This window comes from Micromonospora reichwaldensis (assembly GCF_031845925.1).
GTDB lineage: Bacteria > Actinomycetota > Actinomycetes > Mycobacteriales > Micromonosporaceae > Micromonospora > Micromonospora reichwaldensis.
Genome location: NZ_JAVRFL010000024.1, coordinates 76,710 through 91,960, shown reverse-complemented (window position 1 = coordinate 91,960; position 15,251 = coordinate 76,710). Strand labels below are relative to the sequence as shown.

Genomic DNA, 15,251 nt, shown 5'->3' with positions numbered 1-15,251 from the left:
TGGTCGTCGCCCCTTCGGTGGCTTCGGCTGACATCGGCATTCAAGCGACGTGTAGCCGGACGGTACGAGTGGCGGGCGATAACCTGTGGAGTGCGGGCCCGGTGGCGGTGCCTTCCACCGGCAGCACTGCATCGAGCACCAGTTGCGGCATGGCGCAGGGCGCCAACAGTAGTGCTGTTCTGCTGCTCCAGCGCAGCCTGAAGTACTGCTACGGAAAGAACATCGCCACCGACCAAGACTTTGGTCCGGCAACTAAGTCCGCGCTGATCGCCGCACAGCAAACTGAGGGCATCACGGCGGATGGCGTGTACGGTCCGCAGACGCGTGATGCGCTCAGGTGGTACCTGGACGGTTACTGCGACGAGGCGGGGCACCCGATTACCGTCGTTTAGTCGCACAACGCCGCACTGGCCTGGAAATCATGTCGCGATGAAGGGAGGGCATCCCGCGAGGGATGCCCTCCCTTCCGCTGCTGCAATCTGCGGCTGGTCAGAGCGCTGCTGGCTCCATAGAGCCACGACTGGGCTAAATCGAGTTTCTAGCGGGGTTCAGGCGAGAAGCCTTAAGAACCGTACGCGAAACGGGCGGGCACCCCGCGAAGGGTGCCCGCCCGTGGCGTTCGTCCGGCCGGCTCAGCCGCCGGAGCGGCCCGGCGGTCGGCCGGGGGTGTTCGGCGGCCGGTTGTTGTTGTCGGGCGTCGTGCCCGGGGCGGTGCCGCCGCCGGAGCTGATCTGGATGGTGACCACGCCGCCCTTGATGGTCCGGCCGTCGGGGCTGGTGCCGGCGGCCTTGCCGGCCGGGCAGCTCGACGGGACCTTGATGTCGGAGATGACCGCGTCGAAGCCCTCAGCCTTGATCCGGGACTTCGCCTGCTCCGGGTCGAGGCACTTCACGTCGGGGATGCGGCGCTGGTCGCCCTCGGAGATCTTCTTGCCCGGGGGCTCGAAGTTCTTCCGGTCCTTGCCCTTCATGGCATCGCGCAGCGTCTCGTAGACCGGCGGGTTGATGCCGTCCTTCTGCTTGTGCTTCATCTTGACGTTGGTCTGCGGCCAGTCCGGGTCGGCCATGATGCCGGCCACCGCGTACTGCTTGGTCATCGCGACCAGGGCCGCGCTCTTCTCCGAGTCGGTGGTGCCGGACTTGCCGGCCACCGGCGCGTTGACGACCTGCTTGACCTCGGCCGCCGTACGGCTGCCGCCGCACTTGCTGGTGGAGGAGTTGTCACCGACCGGGCAGCGGGCGGCGTCGACGGCGGCGCGGGCCACCTCGGTGCTGACCCGCTTCTCGCAGCGCGGGTTGGCGATGTCGAGCTTCTTGCCCTCCGGGTCCTTGATCATCTGCACCGGGATGGGCTCGCAGTACTTGCCGTCGGCCGCGAGGGTGGCGTAGGCGTTGGCCAGCTCGAGCGGGGTGGTGTTCGAGACGCCCAGGGTGAACGAGCCCCAGTCGTGCGCCGCCGCCTTGTTGTTGGCCCAGTCGTTCTCCCTGGTGACCCGGAACTGGATGCCGAGCCGCTTGGCCACGTCGACCACGTTCTCCGCGCCGACCTGCTGCTGGAGCGGCACGAAGTACGTGTTGATGGAGGAGGCGAAGGCACTCCACATGTTCTGTACGCCGCCGGCCTTCTTACCGGAGTTGGTCGGGCAGTACTTGTTGGTGCCCGGGCAGGCGGCCGGGCTGCCCGCCTCGACGATGTATTCCGACTTGAAGGCCTGCGGGGCGTTGATCGTGTAGCCGAGCGGGATGCCCTTCTCCAGCGCCGCCACGATGGTGAAGATCTTGAAGGTCGAGCCGGCCTGGTAGCCCGTGATGCCGTCGCCGCCGGTGAGCAGCGGGTTGACGGTGTTCGGGTAGTTGCCGAGCTTGCCCTTCTTGCGCTGCTTGGGGTCGCTGTGCGCCTTGTTGACCGGCTTCTTCGGGTCGTCGAGCTTGAAGTTGCGGTTCACCGCGAGCGCCCGCACCCGGCCGGTGCCCGGCTCGACCACCGCCACCATGGCGGCTTCCTTGCTCTTCTCCGACTTGGCCTTACGGACGGCCTTGTCGGCGCCCCGCTGGGCCTGCGGGTCCAGGGTGGTGACGACCGTGTAGCCGCCGCTCTTCAGCCGCCGCTCCCGGTCGTACGAGGTCGAGCCGAACGTCTCCTGCTGCATCCACCAGCGGTAGAAGTAGTCGCAGAAGAAGCCCCAGCCCTTCTCGTTGGTCGAGACGCAGCCGTTGGGGGCCCGCTTGCCGGTGACCACGAGCTTGGTGGCCTTCGCCGCGTCCGCCTCCTGCTGGGTGATGGCGGCGGTCTCGACCATGTTCTGGATGACGTAGTCGCGCCGGGCGAGGGCCGCCGCGTGGCCGCTCTTGGTGGTCGGGTCGTTGGTGCTCGGCGCCTTCACCATGCCGGCGAGCATGGCCGCCTCCTCGAGCTTCAGCTTGCTCGGCGGCTTGTTGAAGTAGACCTGGCTGGCGGCGTAGATGCCGTACGCGCCGTTGCCGAACGCGGCGATGTTGAGGTAGCGCTCCAGGATCTCGTCCTTGGAGAGTTCCTTGTCGATCTGGATGGCGTAGCGCATCTCGCGCAGCTTCCGGGCGCTGGTGTCCTCGGTGGCCGCGACCACGTCCGCCGGGTGGCTCGCCGAGTAGGCGATGGCGAGGCGGACGTACTGCATGGTCAGCGTCGAGGCGCCCTGCTGGCTGGACGTGTTGGACTGGTTGTTGACGAAGGCACGGGCGATGCCGTTGAGGTCGACGCCGTTGTGCTTGTAGAAGTCGTGGTCCTCGGCGGCGATGATCGCCTTCCGCATCACGGGCGCGACGTCGGCCAGCTTCACGTCGCGACGGTTCTCGTCGTACATGGTCGCCAGCGGGGTCTTGCCGTCGGAGGCGAGAAGGTAGCTGATCTGTGGCGCGCGGGCCACGGTCAGCTCCTTGGGCAGTGCGCCGAAGGTCTCGGCGCCGGCCTTCGCGGCCAGTCCGGACATCGCCACTGCGGGGAAGGCCGCCGCCGCGACCACCACGCCGGCCAGCAGGCCACAGATGAGTAGCGATGCGGCGTTGGTCAGCACATTGTGGTCACGTTTCCGCATCCAGGTCACCTCGACAGGGTACGCGAGTAGGGAACGAGGGGCGCCGGGGCGTTCTTTCCCCATTTCCTGCGCGCGCCGACCTCGTTGTGCTAAACGCACGACCCCCGGTGTGTGGTTGCGTGAATCCGCCGCCGAGTCTCCCTCCTGACCGAGGGGGCCCGCAGCGTTTTCACGGACCCCGACGGGGTAACCGGCGGTCGCGAAGCCCGGGAAGCCGGGAGTGTCCGGAATGATGGATTTCGCCGACAACGTTGCGTAATCAGGCGACTACAGAGCATGATGGTGGTGGCGACAGCGCCACATGTCGTCCGTGCCGCCTTGGGGAAGGCGGGCAGGGCGATCGGGGGGATTGCCGGCTGGTCCGCGACGGGGTCGGTAGGTACTGCAAGGGGGGACGTGTACAGATGGGCATGATCACTGACTGGCCGTCGCTGGCGGCGTGTCAGAACGGGGACCCGGACGCGTTGTTCGTACAGGGCGCCGAACAGAACGTGGCGAAGCGGATCTGCCGGAGCTGCCCAGTTCGGTACGAGTGCCTGGCCGACGCGCTGGACAACCGGATCGAGTTCGGAGTGTGGGGCGGCATGACCGAACGCGAACGCCGTGCGCTGTTGCGCCGTCACCCACAGGTGGCGAGCTGGCGCAAGATGTTCGAGGCCGCGATGAAGAAGAACGCCAAGGACAAGACCGGCAAGGACAAGATCCTCGTCACCACCGCCGGCTGAGCACCGTCACGGCCGGCTGATCGCCGCGCCGATCGTCCGCAGCCCGTCGACGTCGTGCACGTCGGCGGGCTGCGCCGTCACCGACACCGCCGGCACCGCCGGGAACGCCTCGGTGAAGCGGGCCGCCACCTGCCGCTCGCGTACCGCCTGCTGGGCCAGCGCCGCGTGGGCCCGCAGCACGTCGACGGTGCCCTCGTGCCCGCCGAGGCCGGCCAGCCGCTCCGCGGCGGCCAGGCTCTCCGCCGCGTCGAGCCCGGGCACCGCCGAGCGGTGCACCCGGTTGAGCACCAGGCCCGCCAGCGGCATCTTCTCCTCGCGCAGCCGGCCCGCGAAGTAGGCGGCCTCCCGGACCGCGTCCGGCTCCGGCGCCGCGACCAGCAGGAACGCCGTCTCCCGCGCCTGGAGGATGCGGTACGTCTGCTCGGCGCGCTGCCGGAAGCCGCCGAACATCGAATCCAACGCGGCGACGAAACCGGAGAGGTCGGTCAGCAACTGGGCCCCGAGCACCTTCTGCACGACCTTGGAGAACATCCCGAACGAGGCCGTGACCAGGCTGAACATGCTCCGCCCGCCGGTACGCGCCGGGGCCAGCAGCAGCCGCAGCATCCGCCCGTCGAGGAAGCGGGACAGGCGGGCCGGTGCGTCCAGGAAGTCGAGCGCCGAGCGGGACGGCGGGGTGTCCACCACGATCAGGTCCCACTCGCCCCGGGCGTGCAACTGGCCCAGCTTCTCCATCGCCATGTATTCCTGCGTGCCGGCGAAGGTCGAGCTCATGGCCTGGTAGAAGGGGTTGGCGAAGATCTCCGCCGCCTTCGCCGGATCCGTGTGCTGGAGCACCACGTCGTCGAAGGTGCGCTTCATGTCGAGCATCATGGCGTGCAGCTCGCCGCCGCTGGCCTCGACGTCGATCCCCTTGACCTGGCGGGGGGTGTTGTCCAGCTCGGTCAGCCCGAGCGACTGGGCCAGCCGGCGGGCCGGGTCGATGGTGAGCACCACCGTGCGCCGGCCGTGTCGCTCCGCGGCGCGCAGCGCGAGCGCGGCGGCCGTGGTCGTCTTCCCCACCCCGCCCGCCCCGCAGCACACCACGATCCGGACGCCCGGATCGGCGAGGATCTGGTCGACGTCCAGCTGCGGCGCCGCGTCTTCGGAAGGCACCAATCGAGCGTATCGGGCCGGGTCGGTCCGTGCGCCCGGGCCGGTCGCAGGTGTGAGTCAATCCGCCCGGACGAGGGTCGCGGCGAGCTGGTCCAGGCCGGCCCGGTCCACCCCGTCGGGCAGCAGCGGCAGCTCGGTCATCGGCAGCCCCAGCTCCACCAGGTCGGCGCGGAGCGAATCCTCCAGCTCGCGGCGGATGGCCTGGTCGCGCGCCTCGGCGACGAGCCCGGCCACGGTGTCCCGGTCGGTCGGCAGCCCGGCGGCGCGCAGCCCCCGCTCCAGTTCGGTGGCGGCCACCACCCGGCCCGCGGGCAGCGGGGGGCGGGCGCCGTTGACGATCACCCGTCCCACCGGGAAGCCGAGCTGGGTCAGCTCGGCGATCGCGTCGACCGTCTCCTGGACCGGCATCTCCTCCAGCAGGGTGACGACGTGCACGGCGGTGATCGGGGAGCGCAGCAGCGCCGCGACCCCCTCGCTCTGCGTCTTGATCGGGCCCACCTTGGCCAGCCGGGCCGTCTCGGCGGTGACGTTGAGGAACCGGCCGATCCGCCCGGTGGGCGGCGCGTCCAGCACCACGGCGTCGTACGCGCGCCGCTGGCCGGCGGTGCGGGTGGTCGCCTCCTTCACCTTGCCGGTGAGCAGGACGTCCCGCAGACCAGGGGCGATGGTGGTGGCGAAGTCGATCGCGCCGAGCTTGCGCAGCGCCCGGCCGGCCGCGCCGAGCTTGTAGAACATGTCGAGGTACTCCAGCAGGGCCTCCTCGGCGTCCACCGCCAGGGCCCGCACCTCCCCGCCGCCCGGCGCGTCGGTCAGGTGCCGCTCCTCGTACGGCAGCGGATCGGTGCCGAAGAGCTGGGCGATGCCCTGCCGCCCCTCGACCTCGACCAGCAGCGTGCGCCGGCCGCCGGCGGCCAGCGCGAGGGCCAGCGCCGCCGCGACGCTGGTCTTGCCGGTGCCGCCCTTGCCGGTCACGACGTGGAGGCGGGCCGGCCACTGGGTGCCGGCCGGGTCGGCCGGCGACTCTGCTGCGCGCACCCGTCGAGCCTATCCAGGCCGTGGGCTCAGGCGACCTCGCAGACCCACCAACCCGTCTTCTTCACCACGGTGAACCGCAGGTCCTGGTCGGCCACCTTCTCGTCCGCGGTGGTCATGGTGACCTTGGTGGTGACCGTGGCGCGGTCGCCGGTCTGGTTGTCCACCTTCGGGGTGCTCCACCGGAACCGGGGGTTCTGGTGGGCCGAGACGTGCTTCTCGACCTCGGCCACCTTGGCGGCGATCTTCTTCTCGTCCCGCGACGAGGAGCAGACCAGGCCGGCCGCCCGGTCCGCGTCGCGCTCCTGGTAGACGGCCTTGAGGAACTCGTCGACCGCGACCGTCGGCTCCTTGGCCCCCGTGCCGCTGTCGGCGTCGCGCAGCGTCAGGAACGCGACGACGCCGCCGCCGGCGCAGAGCAGCAGGATCACGGCCAGGGCGATGGAGGCGATCAGCACGCCGCGCTTCTTCTTCGGCGCGGCGGGCGGCTGGTAGGGCGGGTACCCGGCCGGGGCCGGCGGGATCGACGGGTCCGGGGCGGCGGCGGGGCCGGGCGGAAAAGCGGCGGCGGGACCAGGCGGAGGGGCGGCAGCCAGGCCGGGCGGGGTGGCGGGGCCGGGGCCGGGTGGGGTGGCGGTGCCGGGCGGAGGAGCGGCGGCCGGGCCGGACGGGACTGCCGCGCCCGACGGGACTGCCGGGCCGGACGGGGCGGCCGAGTCCGGTGCGGCGGCCGGGTCGGGAGTCGCCGGGGAGCCGGGCTGGTCGGCCGGCGGTCCGACGGGGCCACCGCTGGGTGGTTGGGTCATCTCATCCCCCGGGTTGCGGCGTCGTCGCCTGACCGGGCGACGAGCGTGATCGGGCTGGCGGCGAGCCGGCGGAGCGCCCGTCCGACCGGAAGGGTAACGGTCGGTTCCCCGCTCCGGGGGGCGGCGGGTGCCATCAGGTTCCTTACCGATGGTGTGTCGCATATGTGACTTTGGGTGATCGTCTGTGCGCGTCCGGTTGGCGTGTCCGTCGCCCCCGACCTACGTTCTCAGCGGCGCGGGGGGCGGGCCGGGCGGAGGGTCCGGACCCGCGAGCGATGACCTGACCAGGTACGACGTCCGGAGGCAAGGCATGCGCGACGTGGACAACATTCCTCGGGCCCAGGTCCCGGCGGGCGACCGGGCGCGGCGGCCCGGCTTCCCGGGGGAGACCGAGGGCGGCGTCGGCCTGCCCGTCAACGAACGGTCGTACCGGCGGCTCGCCGAACCCGTCGAGGTGGTGCGCGTGCCCGCCCGGCCGGGCCCGGGAGCCCGGGACGAGGAGGAGCCCGGCTTCGTCATCCACCTGCCGATCCGGGTCGCCGACCTGAGGGCGGCCACCGCGCTGGCCGGAACGGTCGCCACCTCGCTGAGCTTCCTCAGCGAGCTGGACGCCGGCGAGACCACCGTCTCCAGCACCGACGACCAGAACAACCGGCACCGCGTCTTCTGCGACCTGCTGCTGCCGGACCGCTCCCGCTGCCCCCAGCCGTACGAGCACGGCGGCTCCTGCGGGGAGGTGCCGGCGCCCCCGGAGCAGCGTCCCGCGCCCCGCCCGTCCGCCGGACCGTAGGCTGTGCGTCGAGAAGTCGAACTCCAGCCAAGGGAGCCCTCCACCGATGCAGAAGTGGGAATACTCCACGGTCCCGCTGCTGGTCCACGCGACCAAGCAGATCCTCGACAACTGGGGTGAGGACGGGTGGGAACTCGTCTCCGTGGTTCCCGGTCCCAATCCGGAGCAGCTCGTCGCCTACCTGAAGCGGCCGAAGGCATGAGCAACGGTCCGCACGCGAAACTCGCCGAACTCGGGCACACGCTGCCCGAGGTGGTCCCGCCGTTGGCCAGCTACGTGCCGGCCGTCCAGTCCGGGCAGCACGTCTACGTCTCCGGGCAACTGCCGATGGTCGAGGGGAAGCTGCTCGCCACCGGCAAGGTCGGCGCCGGCGTCTCCGCAGACCAGGCCAAGGACCTGGCCCAGCAGTGCGCGCTCAACGCGCTGGCCGCGATCGACTCGCTGGTCGGCCTGGAGAACGTCGTCAAGGTCGTCAAGCTGACCGGCTTCGTCGCGGCCTCCTCCGGCTTCACCGCCATCCCGGGCGTGATCAACGGCGCGTCCGACCTGTTCGGCGCGGTCTTCGGTGAGGCCGGCCGGCACGCGCGCAGCGCCGTCGGCGTGGCCGAGCTGCCCCTGGACGCCCCCGTCGAGGTCGAGGTCGTCGTCGAGGTCTCCTGACCCGCACCACCTCCCCGCGATCTTGCGCCTTACGCCCGGTAAAAGCCGTGAACCGGGACGTATCAGAGGCGGAGTCTGCAAGATCGCGGGGAGTGGCCGGCGGGGCCGTACGATCGCAGCCATGACCGGGCACTTCACCGCGCCGGCGGCGGCGCTCGCCGACGGGTTGCCGGGTTGGGTGACGCTGCTGCGTGCCCCGAACCCCGGGCCGATGACGCTCGACGGCACCAACACCTGGGTGCTGCGCGCCCCCGGCCGGGAGCACGCCGTCGTCGTCGACCCGGGCCCGGCCGACGAGGGGCACCTGGCGGCGATCGCCGCGCAGGGGCCGATCGGCCTGGTGCTGATCACCCACGGCCATCCCGACCACACCGACGGCTCGCGCCGCCTGCACGAGCTGCTCGGCGGGGTGCCGGTACGCGCCGCCGACCCGGCGCACACCATCGCCGGAGAGCCGCTGACCGGGCCGGGCGGGGAGCTGGACGGCCACGGGCTCGGCGTCCGACTCGTGCCGACCCCCGGGCACACCGGCGACTCGGTCTGCTTCCTGGTCGAGTACGGCGACGAGCGGGTGGTCCTGACCGGCGACACGATCCTGGGCCGGGGGACCACCGTGGTCGCCCACCCGGACGGGCACCTCGGGGACTACCTGGCCAGCCTGGAGCTGCTCTCGACGTACCGGGGGATCCCGGCGCTGCCGGGGCACGGCCCGGCGCTGGCCGACTGCGGCGTGGCCGCGGACTTCTACCTGGCCCACCGCCGGACCAGGCTCGACCAGGTCCGGGCGGCGGTCGCCGGGGGTGCCACCACCGCCGCGGAGGTGGTCGCGACGGTCTACGCCGACGTCGACCGGTCGCTGTGGTGGGCCGCCGAGTGGTCCGTCCGGGCCCAGCTGGAGTACCTGGGCCGGGAATCCGGCGGAGGTGCCGCGGGGTTGGAGCAAGCGTGACCTGCCCGGTGTGCGGAACCGTCGCCGTGCCCGGCGCGCGGTTCTGCCACAACTGCGGCGCCGCGCTGCCGGCCGCCGCGACGCTGCCCGCGGCCGAGCGCCGCGTGGTGACGGTGCTCTTCGGCGACCTGTCCGACTTCACCTCCTGGTCGGAGGACCTCGACCCGGAACGCGTCGGCGCGGTCACCGACCGGGTGCTCGCCGCGCTGGCCGGCGCGGTGAAGACGTTCGGCGGCCACGTCGACAAGCTCACCGGCGACGGGATCATGGCGGTCTTCGGGGCGCCGGTCGCGCACGAGGACGACGCCGAGCGGGCCGTGCGGGCCGCGCTGTCGATGCAGCGGGCGGTCCGCCGGGTGCTCGACGACGAGCGGGGCGGCGGCGCGCCGCTCGGCCTGCGGGTCGGGCTGAACACCGGCGACGTGATCGCCGGCATCCAGGCCGCGATCGAATACACGGTCATCGGCGACACCGTCAACACCGCCGCCCGGCTGGCCGACGCCGCCGCCGTCGGCGCGGTCTACGCGGGGGCGCGGACCTCCGCCGCCACCCGGCACGTGGCCTCCTGGCGGGCGTTGCGCCCGCTGCGGCTCAAGGGCAAGCGGGAGCCGGTCGAGGCGTACGAGCTGCTCGGCCTCCTGGACGCCCCGGGCACCAGGTCCGGCCTCGGCGACGAGGCGCCCTTCGTCGGCCGGGAGACCGAGATCGGCCGGGTCGCCGGCCGGCTCGCCGAGGTGATCGACCGCGCCGAACCCCGGGTGCTGCTGATGACCGCCGAGGCCGGGATCGGCAAGTCCCGGTTCGCCGCCGAGGTGGAACGCCTCGCCGCCGGCTACGACGTGGGACCGGGCCGGTACGCCGCGCACACCGGCGCCCGGGTGCTGTCGGTGCGCTGCGCCGCGTTCGGCGAGCGACGCCGGCTCGCGCCCCTCGCCGACCTGGTCCGGGCGGCGGTCGGCCTGCCCAACGACGCCGCCACCGCGCTCACCCGCCCGGCCGTCGAGGAACGCCTGCGCCGGCTCGGCCAGCGACTCAGCCGCACCGGCGCGCCGGCGCCGGTCGCCACCGACCAGCTGCTGGCCCTGCTCGGGTACGCCGAGCTGCCCGGTGGCGGCCCGGCCGACCAGGGCGAGTGGGGCACCGCCCAGCCCGCCGACGCCGACACCGTGCCGAACGCCGTCGCGGACCTGCTCACCGCGCTCGCCGGGGAGGCGCCCCTGGTGGTCGTCGTCGACGACCTGCACGACGCCACCGCCGAGACCATCGAGGCGCTCGGGGTCACCCTGTCCCGGCTCGCCGGCCCGGTGCTGGTGCTGCTGCTCGGCCGGCCCGAGCTGGTGCGTACCGCCGGGGCGCTGACCCGGGTCGCCGACGCCGAGGTGCACGCGCTGCCGCCGCTGCGCGGCGCCGACGCGGCCCGGCTGCTCACCACCTACCTCGGCGGCGGCAGGCTGCCGCAGGCCGACGCCGACCGGCTGCTCGCCACCGCCCAGGGCAACCCGTTCTACCTGGCCGAGCTGGTCACCCTGCTGATGGAGCGGGGCGCGCTGACGACCGTCGCCGAGCGGAACTCCCCGAATCCGGGCGGCTGGCGACTGGTGCCCGGCTCGCTCGGCAGCCGCCTGCTCTCCCGCGACCTGGCCGCGGTGCTCGCCGCGCGCATCGACGCGCTGCCGGCGGAGGCCCGCTCCGTGCTGCGGGACGCGGCCGTCGTCGGCGACACGGTGCCGGACGGTGCGCTGGAGGCGCTGCGCGAGCAGCGGGCCGGCCGCGACGGCCGCCCGGCGGCGGTGGTCGCCGTCGAGCTGGAACGGGCGGTGGAGGAGCTGCTGCAACGCCGGATGCTGCACCGCACCCGCACCGGGTACGCCTTCGCGACCCCGCTGATGCGGGAGGCCGCGTACGCCGGGGTGAGCAAGGCCGAACTGGCCGAGCGGCACGCGGCGCTGGCCCGGTGGGCCGCGGCCGGCCCGTCGGCGGGGGCGGGCACGCCGGGCGGCTTCGCCGAGGCGGCCCGGGACGTCTTCGTGGCCCAGCACGTGGAACGGGCCGCCGCGCTGGCCGACGCGGTCGGGCTGCGGCCGGACGCGCCGGCGCGGGCCGTCGTCGGTCTGGGCGTCGCCGCGCTCGGTGGGGCCGCGCGCCGCTCGTTGCAGGCGGGTGAGCCCGCGCTGGCCGTGGAGTACGCCGAACGCGCGGCCGAGCTGGCCCGTGACGGGGTGCCGGCGGCCGACCGGGTGGTGCACGCCCGGGCGCTGCTCCAGGTCGGACGCCCCGCCGACGCGCTCGCCTTCGCCGAGAAGATCGCCGCCAACGCCGGCGACGAGTCCGCCGTCCGGACCAGCGCGCTGCTGCTCGCCGGGCAGGCCCACCAGACCATGGGCGACCAGGCGCGCGCGGTGGGCTGCTGGCAGGAGGCGTTGCAGGTGGCCACGGCCGGCGGGCTGCCGACGCTGCGCGCCTCGGCGATGCGCCGCCTCGGCATGGCCGACTTCGTCGCCGGGCGGTTGGGGCAGGCCAGCAGCCGGCTCGCCGCGTCGTACCAGGTCAGTCTCCAGTCGCAGGACCGCCGGGGGCAGGCGTGGTCGTTGCAGAACCTGGCCTGGGTGACCACGACCCGGGGCGACTTCGCCGGCACCGACGCCGTGCTCGGCCGGGCCGCCCGGCTCTTCGCCGAGCTGAAGGACCCGTACGGGCGGGCCTGGCTGCGCGGCACCACCGCCTTCGCCCGGCTGCTCGCCGGCCGGCTGCGCGAGGCGTGCCGGATGGCGCAGGTCTTCCTGCCGTTCGGCGAGCGGGTCGGCGAGGCGTGGGCGGTAGGCACGCTGCGCGCGGTCGAGGCGTTCGCCACCGCCGAGCTGGGCGAGCTGGGCGAGGCGGACCGGGGGGCCCGTCGGGCGTACCGCGAGTTCGCCGCCGCCTCCGACGACTGGGGGCGCGGGTTCGCGCTGGTCGTCCGGGGCGTCGTGGCGCGCGGGCTGGGCGAGCCGGGGCACGCCGCCGACCTGCTCACCGACGCGCTGTCGTACGCGGAGCGGACGTCGCACCCGTTGCTCACCGGGATGGCCGGCACGCTGCGCGGGTTCGTGGCGCTGGACCTGGGCGACTGCGACACGGCCGAGCGGGACGCCCGGTCGGTGCTGACCGCCGTCGAGCCGCACAACCCGCAGGCGCCCGCCCAGGTGGGGCCCCGGGTGCTGCTGGCCACCGCCCGGCTGGCCGCCGGCGACTCGGCGACCGCCGTGGGGCTGCTCGCCCCGGTGGCCACCGCCGCCGCCACCGTGCCCTCGCTGCTCTTCTCCCGCCGCCAGACCATGGCCCGCTACGCTTCCGCCCTGCTCGCCCACGGCCAGTGCGAGCAGGCGCTGGACTGGGCCCGGCGGGCCGTCGCCGCCCCCGCGGAGGACGTGCGCAGCCAGGTGGTCGCCGCCCGGGCGCTCGCCGAGGCGCTCGCGGCCTGCGGCCGGTCCGCGGAGGCGCTCGCCAGCGCCGAGGAGGCGGTCCGCCTGGCGTACGCGACCGAGCAGCGCAGCGAGCGCGCTGCCGCCGACGCCCTGTGGGCGCGCCTGACCACCCCCTAGTCCCGCGGACCCCGGAACCGGAAGGTCTGGCGGTTCTGGGGATGCGGTGTGTCGGGGATGGCCGATAGCGTGTCAGGTCCGAGGGGCGGTCGGTCGTGCGACCGCGTCGGGTCTGGGGAGGGCCGTGATGAGGTTGCCGCGTTCGGCCGCCGGATGGACGATCGCGGTCTTCGGCGTGCTGGCCCTGCTCATGGGCGCGGTCGGGCTGGTCTGGCCGGAGGCGCTGCTGCGAATGCTCGGCTTCGAGGTGCCGGCGACGCGCGCGGCCGGCGACCACACCGGCACCTTCCTGATCGCCTCCTCGATGGCCTCGTTCAACATGGGGGTCTACTACCTGCTCGCCACCGTCACCGAGTGGCGGTCGTTCTTCCGCTTCACGGTGCTGTTCCGGCTGGTCACGTTCACGGTGTTCAGCATCGCGGTGCTGGCCGACATCGCGCCCGGGCGGTTCTTCGGAGTGGCCGCCTGGGAGGGCCTCGGCGCGGTGGCGACCGCCGTCGGGCTCTGGTGGGACGACCGTCGCGCGGGCCCGGGGGCGGTGGGCGGCGGAGGCGACTCCGCAGCCGGTGCCGTTCCGGCCGCTGATGCGGTTCACTGAGCCGTCGGTCCGGTTGGGTATTTTCGAGCTGTGACCGCGACCCCGCCCGGCGCCCTGCCGACGCCCATTGTGCCCGGTCTGACCGATCTGCACGTGTTTGCCAGGGGAGGCTACGCGACGATCTACAAGGCGACCCAGATCTCGGTGGGGCGCGAGGTCGCGGTCAAGGTGGAGAATCGCACCCTCGACAGCGAGCACGACCAGGCCCGCTTCCTGCGCGAGGCGCGGGCCGCCGGGCGGATGTCGTCCCACCCGCACGTCGTCGACCTCTTCGACGTCGGGGTCACGGTCGACCAGCACCCCTATCTGATCATGGAGCTCTGCGACGGCTCGTACGCCGAGCGGATGCGGACCTCGCCGCTCGGGCCCGCCGAGGCGCGCGACCTCGGGGTCAAGATCGCCGATGCCATCGCCCACTCGCACGCCGCCGGCGTGCTGCACCGCGACGTCAAGCCGGCGAACATCCTCTACTCGCACTTCAACTCGGCGGTGCTGGCCGACTTCGGGCTGGCCGTGGTGGCCGAGATGCGTGACGCCTCGGTCGCCCTGGAGGTGCTCACCCCGGCCTACGCGCCGCCGGAGATGTTCAACCACAGCCCGCCGTCGCCCGCCGTCGACGTCTACGCCCTCTGCGCCACCCTCTACGCGGTGATGCACGGCCGCCCGCCGCGCTGGCAGTCCGAACGCAACCCCAGCCTGGTCACCGTGCTGGAGATGTTCCACCAGCCGGTTCCCGGCCTGCCCGGGGTGCCGGCCGAGATGATCGACGTGCTCCGGGTCGGGATGTCCAACGACCCCGGCGAGCGTCCCTCGGCCGTCGAGCTGCGCGACCTGCTGGTCGGCCTGCCGCTCGGTCCCGCCGGCTCCCCGGCGGCCGGCACGGGCCTTCCGGGGCCGGTCAGCGGCGTGCCCGGCCCCGTCGGCCCGTACGGCGTGGACCACGTCTCCCGGCCCGCTCCGCGACCGCCGGTGGAGGACCTCCACCCCACGGTGCCCACCGCCGGCCAGCGGCGTCGGCGGCGCTGGTTCCTCGGCGGCGCCGGGATGGTCGCGTTGGCCGCCTCGGCCGGCGCCGGCGCCTGGCTGGCCGGCGCGGTCTCCAGCCCGGGCCCGTCGCCGACGGCCGGCGTGGCGGCGACGAGCACGGTGCTGCCCGCCTGCGCCCTGACGACCGCGTTGCCGGCCGGCGCGGGCTGCGCCGACGAGTTGGAGTGCTTCGGGCCGATGGAGGTGCGCGGCGCGCGGACCCGGGCGCCCCGGGTGCCCTGCGACGGCCAGCACACCTGGGAGAGCTACGCCGAGGGCAGGCTCCCCGACACCCTGGTCGGCGCCGGCCACGACGAGGTCAGCGCGGCCGCGGTGGTACGCGGGGTCTGCAACGAGACCACCTTCCGGCTCACCAGCGGAATCAGCTACGCGGACGGCTGGAACCTGGAGGTGCTGCCCCCGGCCGGGGCCGACGCCGACCGGACGTACCGCTGCCTGGCCGGGCGTGGGCTCGACGCGCTCGCCTCACCCACCCTCACGGGCCGCTGAGCCGCCGCGTCCCCGGTGGCGCTCCCGCATGGCGCGGACGGCCTCCCGGTGGTCCAGCGACTCCAGCGTGTCGGCGTCGACGCCGTACAGTCCCCCGACGGGCTGCCCCGGGCCGTTCGGCGTGACCGCCGGTTCCGGGCCGTCATCCTGCCGGGCCGCCGCCACGGACACCGCCGCGATCATCGTCGTGAGTACGCAGAGCAGCGCCAACGTCACGCCGACGAGATCCTGGCGCCCCCACACGATCAGCGTCACCAGCAGGGAGGCCGCCACCAGCGCGGCCGCCACCGCCTTCGCCCGTGCATCGGGCCTCGCAAGTCTCACCCGTCCAGGATGTCCCTGCGG

At 73.6% G+C, this 15,251-nt stretch carries 14 protein-coding genes; 9 read left to right on the top strand and 5 right to left on the bottom strand.

The genetic code is table 11. The features are described from left to right. Nucleotides 1–101 precede the first annotated feature (101 nt). Nucleotides 102–392: a peptidoglycan-binding domain-containing protein gene (locus RM555_RS20390; protein WP_311413230.1), complete on the top strand. Its 291-nt coding sequence runs from the start codon at nt 102–104 to the stop codon at nt 390–392. A 240-nt stretch (nt 393–632) separates the two neighbouring features. Here the strand turns inward: RM555_RS20390 and RM555_RS20385 are convergent, their stop codons facing one another. Then, nucleotides 633–3,074, bottom strand: a complete 2,442-nt coding sequence (locus RM555_RS20385) for a penicillin-binding protein (RefSeq protein WP_311413229.1) — start codon at nt 3,072–3,074, stop codon at nt 633–635. A 404-nt stretch (nt 3,075–3,478) separates the two neighbouring features. On the opposite strand from RM555_RS20385, the gene RM555_RS20380 reads away from it, so the two are divergent. Then, entirely contained in the window at nt 3,479–3,799 is a 321-nt protein-coding gene (locus tag RM555_RS20380) for a WhiB family transcriptional regulator (protein WP_132238543.1), read from the top strand. A gap of 6 nt (nt 3,800–3,805) precedes the next feature. Here the strand turns inward: RM555_RS20380 and RM555_RS20375 are convergent, their stop codons facing one another. Genes RM555_RS20375 through RM555_RS31055 form a run of 3 tightly spaced genes read right to left on the bottom strand, consistent with a single transcriptional unit; the run spans nt 3,806 to nt 6,582 of the window. Further along, nucleotides 3,806–4,957: an ArsA family ATPase gene (locus RM555_RS20375; RefSeq protein WP_311413228.1), complete on the bottom strand. Its 1,152-nt coding sequence runs from the start codon at nt 4,955–4,957 to the stop codon at nt 3,806–3,808. Between the two features lie 54 nt (nt 4,958–5,011). Beyond that, complete coding sequence (locus RM555_RS20370; RefSeq protein WP_311413227.1) at nt 5,012–5,989, bottom strand: ArsA family ATPase; 978 nt, start codon at nt 5,987–5,989, stop codon at nt 5,012–5,014. 26 nt (nt 5,990–6,015) lie between these two features. Further along, nucleotides 6,016–6,582: an Rv0361 family membrane protein gene (locus RM555_RS31055; RefSeq protein ID WP_449560150.1), complete on the bottom strand. Its 567-nt coding sequence runs from the start codon at nt 6,580–6,582 to the stop codon at nt 6,016–6,018. 520 nt (nt 6,583–7,102) lie between these two features. Here RM555_RS31055 and RM555_RS20360 point away from each other — a divergent pair. The 7 genes from RM555_RS20360 (at nt 7,103) to RM555_RS20330 (ending at nt 14,906) form a co-directional block, all read left to right on the top strand. Continuing rightward, nucleotides 7,103–7,582: a hypothetical protein gene (locus RM555_RS20360; protein WP_311413226.1), complete on the top strand. Its 480-nt coding sequence runs from the start codon at nt 7,103–7,105 to the stop codon at nt 7,580–7,582. A gap of 46 nt (nt 7,583–7,628) precedes the next feature. Continuing rightward, nucleotides 7,629–7,784, top strand: a complete 156-nt coding sequence (locus RM555_RS20355; RefSeq protein ID WP_018222171.1) for a DUF4177 domain-containing protein — start codon at nt 7,629–7,631, stop codon at nt 7,782–7,784. After that, a complete protein-coding gene (locus RM555_RS20350) occupies nt 7,781–8,242 on the top strand; it encodes a RidA family protein (RefSeq protein ID WP_311413225.1) in 462 nt (153 codons plus the stop codon). Before RM555_RS20355 ends, RM555_RS20350 begins: the two co-directional genes overlap by 4 nt. A gap of 121 nt (nt 8,243–8,363) precedes the next feature. Further along, nucleotides 8,364–9,191: an MBL fold metallo-hydrolase gene (locus tag RM555_RS20345; protein WP_311413224.1), complete on the top strand. Its 828-nt coding sequence runs from the start codon at nt 8,364–8,366 to the stop codon at nt 9,189–9,191. After that, nucleotides 9,188–12,772: an adenylate/guanylate cyclase domain-containing protein gene (locus tag RM555_RS20340; RefSeq protein WP_311413223.1), complete on the top strand. Its 3,585-nt coding sequence runs from the start codon at nt 9,188–9,190 to the stop codon at nt 12,770–12,772. Before RM555_RS20345 ends, RM555_RS20340 begins: the two co-directional genes overlap by 4 nt. A gap of 127 nt (nt 12,773–12,899) precedes the next feature. Next, nucleotides 12,900–13,370, top strand: coding sequence for a hypothetical protein (locus tag RM555_RS20335; protein WP_311413222.1), 471 nt, complete (start codon nt 12,900–12,902; stop codon nt 13,368–13,370). A 30-nt stretch (nt 13,371–13,400) separates the two neighbouring features. Beyond that, entirely contained in the window at nt 13,401–14,906 is a 1,506-nt protein-coding gene (locus RM555_RS20330) for a serine/threonine-protein kinase (protein ID WP_311413221.1), read from the top strand. On the opposite strand, the gene RM555_RS20325 is transcribed toward RM555_RS20330, so the two are convergent. Continuing rightward, nucleotides 14,883–15,230, bottom strand: a complete 348-nt coding sequence (locus RM555_RS20325) for a hypothetical protein (RefSeq protein ID WP_311413220.1) — start codon at nt 15,228–15,230, stop codon at nt 14,883–14,885. The two genes, RM555_RS20330 and RM555_RS20325, sit on opposite strands and share 24 nt — an antisense overlap. Nucleotides 15,231–15,251: the final 21 nt, after the last annotated feature.

Coding starts and splice junctions, on each gene's coding strand:
- RM555_RS20385 (WP_311413229.1), bottom strand. CDS start 3,074: ATGCGGAAACGTGACCACAATGTGCTGACCAACGCCGCATCGCTACTC.
- RM555_RS20380 (WP_132238543.1), top strand. CDS start 3,479: ATGGGCATGATCACTGACTGGCCGTCGCTGGCGGCGTGTCAGAACGGG.
- RM555_RS20360 (WP_311413226.1), top strand. CDS start 7,103: ATGCGCGACGTGGACAACATTCCTCGGGCCCAGGTCCCGGCGGGCGAC.
- RM555_RS20355 (WP_018222171.1), top strand. CDS start 7,629: ATGCAGAAGTGGGAATACTCCACGGTCCCGCTGCTGGTCCACGCGACC.
- RM555_RS20350 (WP_311413225.1), top strand. CDS start 7,781: ATGAGCAACGGTCCGCACGCGAAACTCGCCGAACTCGGGCACACGCTG.
- RM555_RS20345 (WP_311413224.1), top strand. CDS start 8,364: ATGACCGGGCACTTCACCGCGCCGGCGGCGGCGCTCGCCGACGGGTTG.
- RM555_RS20335 (WP_311413222.1), top strand. CDS start 12,900: ATGAGGTTGCCGCGTTCGGCCGCCGGATGGACGATCGCGGTCTTCGGC.